The organism is Rhizobium beringeri (genome assembly GCF_004306515.1).
GTDB lineage: Bacteria > Pseudomonadota > Alphaproteobacteria > Rhizobiales > Rhizobiaceae > Rhizobium > Rhizobium beringeri.
Genome location: NZ_SILG01000011.1, coordinates 1 through 3,401 on the forward strand (window position 1 = coordinate 1; position 3,401 = coordinate 3,401).

2 protein-coding genes and 1 pseudogene are annotated in these 3,401 nt (G+C 58.7%); all 3 read left to right on the forward strand.

What is annotated here, in order from left to right; translation table 11 throughout:
* Nucleotides 1-124: 124 nt before the first annotated feature.
* The 3 genes and pseudogenes from ELH03_RS37125 to ELH03_RS37135 all read left to right on the forward strand — a co-directional run bounded on the left by ELH03_RS37125 (nucleotide 125) and on the right by ELH03_RS37135 (nucleotide 3,285).
* Nucleotides 125-1,366 carry a site-specific integrase gene (locus tag ELH03_RS37125; RefSeq protein ID WP_027664907.1) on the forward strand — a complete coding sequence of 414 codons (1,242 nt, stop codon included), beginning with the start codon at nucleotides 125-127 and terminating at the stop codon, nucleotides 1,364-1,366.
* Complete coding sequence (locus tag ELH03_RS37130; protein WP_027664908.1) at nucleotides 1,363-2,286, forward strand: tyrosine-type recombinase/integrase; 924 nt, start codon at nucleotides 1,363-1,365, stop codon at nucleotides 2,284-2,286. Before ELH03_RS37125 ends, ELH03_RS37130 begins: the two co-directional genes overlap by 4 nt.
* Nucleotides 2,283-3,285, forward strand: a pseudogene (locus ELH03_RS37135) (tyrosine-type recombinase/integrase). The gene ELH03_RS37130 and the pseudogene ELH03_RS37135 overlap by 4 nt, the downstream one beginning before the upstream one ends.
* The last annotated feature ends 116 nt before the right edge of the window (nucleotides 3,286-3,401 follow it).

Here is a 3,401-nt window from a genome sequence, read left to right on the forward strand (position 1 = left end):
TTATGCCGACCGTCGAACTATGCCGATTAATCAACTTTTTGCCAACGTTTCCGGCATCATAGCGGGCAGCTAGTCGGCATAGTTTAGGGTCTCTCCGTCGCAGTTGACGCGAAGGAGAGGACACATGAACGCAACTGACTATTTGAATCGCAGCGCCCTATACCGGAAGCTGGTCTATGGTCCGTATCGGGAGTTTGCGGGCGTTTACGCCGCCAAAATGTCGAACGAAGGTTTGGGTCGGCATTGCACGTGGCGCTCGCTGAGCCTGTTTCGGGATCTGATGGACTGGCATGTTGGCAATGGACATGCTCCGCAGGATTTAAGCGAGGTTCACGTCGACCGCTTTCTTGAGCATCGTTTCAAGCACTGGAAGCCCGACTCGGGCGATCGATCGGCACTCCGCCGCTTGCTTTTGGCGTTACGGGAGAAAGGCTTAATACCAGCCGCACTTCCGATTCTGCGCAGTGAGCACGAGAAGATCGTCGATGTATTCGGGCAATATCTCTCGACTGAGAGAGGGCTCGCCGCCGCGACTATGGGGAGCCACAAGCTTCTGTCGCTTCGATTTCTCCGGGAGGTGTGCCCTTTAGGCGTAGACGGGTTTGCAGCGCTCACCCCGCAGACCGTGATCGGTTATGTCGAGCGACATGCGCTCGATGGTTCCGCCGACAGTGGCAAAGCCATGTGCGGGGTTGTGCGTGCCTTCCTGCGCTATTTGCATCTGAAGGGTTTCATCTCGATGCCGCTCGCTGGCTGTGTGCCGTCCATCCGCCGCTGGCGACTTGCCGGCCTTCCAACATTTCTCCCGCCCGAGAAAGTCCAGAAGGTTCTCGATGCCTGTGATCGGACGACGGCAATGGGTCGTCGGGACTACGCGGTTCTGATGATCCTCGCCAAGCTCGGTTTGCGCGCCAGCGAAGTTTCCAACCTCAATCTTGACGATATCGACTGGCAGTCGGGCACGATCCTCGTACACGGAAAGGGACGACGCCAAGCGACTATGCCGCTGCGTCACGACGTCGGAACAGCACTCGTCGCTTATATCCGACATGGGCGTCCAGCCTCGGCATGTCGACGACTTTTCCTACGAACACTCGCCCCGCACGTGGGTTTTACATCTGGCAGCGCCATCACGTGGATCGCTAAGCAAGCACTCGAACAGGCCGACATTGAAGGCTATGCGCATCACGGCGCCCATCTTTTCCGCCACAGCCTTGCGACTGACCTTTTGCGATCGGGCGCCAGCTTTGCTGAGATCGGCCAACTGCTCCGCCATCGAAGCATCGACAGTACAAGAATCTATGCCAAGCTCGATATTGATAAGCTGCGTGAACTGAGCCTACCCTGGCCGGGAGGTGTCCAATGAGCCGGCTTGGCACCGCGTTTGAGCGCTACATCGGCATGCGCCAAGGGCTGGGATACAAATATGACGGTCCGGCAAAACGATTGTCGGAGTTCGTCGCTTTCATGGAATCCCGCGGCGCCGAGACCATCACGAATGATCTGGCAATGGAGTGGGTCACCTCGATGGGCCGGCAGCCAAGCTGGTCCATCCGCCTGTCTGATGTGCGCTGCTTTGCACAGCACCTCAGTTATTTCGATCCTTTGACAGAAGTGCTACCAAGCGACGCTGTAGCACCGGCACGGCGGACAAAGCCCTACATCTATAGCGAGATCGAGATTCAGACACTTTTGGCGGCGGCACTGTCGTTGCCGCCGGCCAACGCTCTGCGGCGCTGGACATATCACTGCCTGTTCGGGCTGATAGCAGTGGCCGGACTGCGCCATTCCGAAGCGCTCAGCCTGCTCCGGGCCGATGTCGATCTCGACCAGGGCGTCCTCACCATCCGAGAGACAAAGTTTGGCAAGTCACGGCTGGTCCCGCTGCATGCCACGACAATTGCTGTCCTTTCGGGCTACGCCGCCCGACGCGATGCACACCTTGGTACGCCGCGCAGTCCCTATTTCTTCGTCGCCGAACAAGGCGGCAGATTGCTGCATCAATACGTGCATCGCGTGTTCTGGCGACTATCCCGGCAAATCGGATTACGACAGGAGGGGAATCGAGATGGCCCACGGATTCATGATCTTCGTCACCGTTTCGCCGTCCAGACCCTGATCAACTGGCATCGCGCCGGCGAAGATGTGGAACGCGAGCTGCCCGTTCTCTCAACCTTCCTCGGCCATGCCAATGTTCGCGACACCTATTGGTATCTGTCGGCCACGCCGGAACTGATGAACCATGCCGTACGGCGATTGGATAAGCGTTGGGAGGTCCGGTCATGAGACACACGAACGACCTGCCCGTGCTAATCGAGCGGTGGTTTACGGATCGGCTTATGAAGCATCGAGGTGTAAGTTCCAATACCATCGCCTCCTATCGCGACACCTTCAGGCTCCTGTTTGCTTTCGCACAGACGCGCATTGGGAGATCCCCATCCCAGTTGACGCTGCGGGATTTGGACGCTCCTTTCATCGGCGCATTCCTGGAGGATCTTGAGACGCAGAGATCCGCCTCGGTGCGGACCCGGAATCTCCGCCTCACAGCCATCCGCTCTTTCTTCCGATATGCGGCGTTTGAGGAGCCGGCACACAGCGCCCACATTCAGCGTGTGCTCGCGATCCCCAGCAAGCGATGCGACAAGCGGCAGCTTCAGTTCCTAACCAGGCCCGAGATTGAAGCGATCCTGGACTGTACGGATCGAAACACGTGGCTGGGACGCCGCGATTACACTCTGCTATTGCTGGCCGCGCAAACGGGGCTGCGGGTCTCGGAGATCATCGACCTCGACCGAGACTCGGTAGTGCTCGGCCGCGGTGCGCATGTGCAATGCGTCGGCAAGGGCCGCAAAGAGCGAAGTACGCCGCTCACGAAGGTTGCACAGCAAGCCCTCCAGCGGTGGCTCAGGGAGCCAGGGAAGCGGGGGCGCAACGGCTCTCTTTCCGAATATGCACGGTGGCAGGCTCAGCGCGGACGGCGTGCAGGCGCTGCTGAACAAATATGTCGCCAAAGCACGTGAGCACTGCATCTCCCTTCGCTCAAAGCGGGTCTCGCCCCATGTCTTGCGGCACTCTGCTGCCATGGAGTTGCTGCAGGCGGGCGTCGACTGCTCCGTAATTGCCCTGTGGTTGGGCCACGAAGCGATGGAAACGACGTTGACCTATCTTCATGCACATCTCGAACTGAAGGAATCTGCACTCGCAAAGCTGAAGCCGTACGAACGCGCCAAGGCCGAGCGATTTCGACCAAGCGACCGGCTTCTGGAATTCCTGAACGCCCTCTGAGCATGAGAACTATGCCGAGTGCCAAACAACAGCGACCCGCCGAACGGGCCGGGAACGCACGGTTTGCTGCAAACAATAGAAGAGACACTCGGCATAGTTCGACGGTCGGCATAAAC